This window comes from Mesorhizobium sp. WSM4828 (genome assembly GCF_055811175.1).
The window spans coordinates 1-293 of the sequence record NZ_JBVVQK010000125.1 but is presented as its reverse complement, the minus strand read 5'-3'; the positions used below and the strand labels follow the sequence as shown (position 1 = coordinate 293).

Sequence of the window (293 nt, the reverse complement as noted above, 5' to 3'; positions counted from 1 at the left end):
CGAGAGCCACCAGCTTCTCACGGATGGCAAGGGACTTCTGATAGTTCTCCAGGGCGCCCGCCAGGTTCCCCTGCGCCTTCAGGACGTCGCCGACGGCAGAATAGTCAATGGCAAGATCATTGAGCCTGTTGGTGTTTCCTTGGTCCGCAGCGCTTAGCTTTTCATCGATGGCAAGTCCGCGCCGATAGTTTTCCAGGGCTCCAGCCAGGTTCCCCCGCGCCGTCTGAACATCACCCAGTGTGGTGTAGATCGACGAAAGATTGCTCTGCCAGTCGGCATTGTTCGGTTCGAGA

1 protein-coding gene is annotated in these 293 nt (G+C 58.0%); it reads right to left on the bottom strand.

Annotation, left to right across the window (positions count from 1 at the left end; genetic code table 11):
- On the bottom strand, window positions 1–293 hold a 293-nt coding region (locus AC0L2X_RS32600), incomplete at both ends, for a tetratricopeptide repeat protein (RefSeq protein ID WP_473601236.1).